Below are 687 nucleotides of genomic sequence, written 5' to 3'. Positions count from 1 at the left end.
TACGTGCTTATGCACGTGGGTTTCCCCATTCAGAAATCCCAGACTCAAAAGGTTATTACTACCTAATCTGGGCTTATCGCAAGTTATTACGTCTTTCATCGCCTCTGACTGCCAAGGCATCCACCGTGTACGCTTAGTCACTTAACCATACAACCCCAAAAGGTTTCTGTATGGCAACTAACCAAGGTGTAAACTCGTTGTCTCATTATTTGAATGAGCGAGACAACATTTCGATTTTGCCGGACTCAAATATTAAACAATCACAACCGAAGTTATGATGTTTCCAAGAACACTTGAATGTGTGTTGGTACCTAAATGATAAATCATCTAGGATTTGAGAACTTTTATTTGAACAACAACCGATCAAAGTCGTTGTTCGTCAGCTTTCCAAATTGTTAAAGAGCATAAAGCAAAAGCTTTAATCAATAACCGAAGTCATTCATTAAAGCTCTATTTTAACTTATTTAAACCATCAATCTGTGTGGGTACTCATCGTGAAAATCATCGTATAAGGAGGTGATCCAGCCCCAGGTTCCCCTAGGGCTACCTTGTTACGACTTCACCCCAGTCATGAACCACAAAGTGGTGAGCGTCCTCCCCGAAAGGTTAAACTACCCACTTCTTTTGCAGCCCACTCCCATGGTGTGACGGGCGGTGTGTACAAGGCCCGGGAACGTATTCACCGTA

The 687-nt window shown here is 42.5% G+C and carries 2 rRNA genes; both read right to left on the bottom strand.

From position 1 onward, the window contains the following. A 23S ribosomal RNA gene (locus L4C54_RS24130) occupies window positions 1-147 on the bottom strand; the annotation flags it as partial. 362 nt (window positions 148-509) lie between these two features. Next, window positions 510-687: ribosomal RNA gene (locus L4C54_RS24125) — 16S ribosomal RNA — on the bottom strand; the annotation flags it as partial.

The sequence above is a fragment of the Vibrio lamellibrachiae genome (genome assembly GCF_050337265.1).
In the GTDB taxonomy this organism is placed as follows: Bacteria; Pseudomonadota; Gammaproteobacteria; order Enterobacterales; family Vibrionaceae; genus Vibrio; species Vibrio kyushuensis.
The sequence above is the reverse complement of the archived record's forward strand: the minus strand, read 5'-3'. Positions and strand labels throughout refer to the sequence as shown.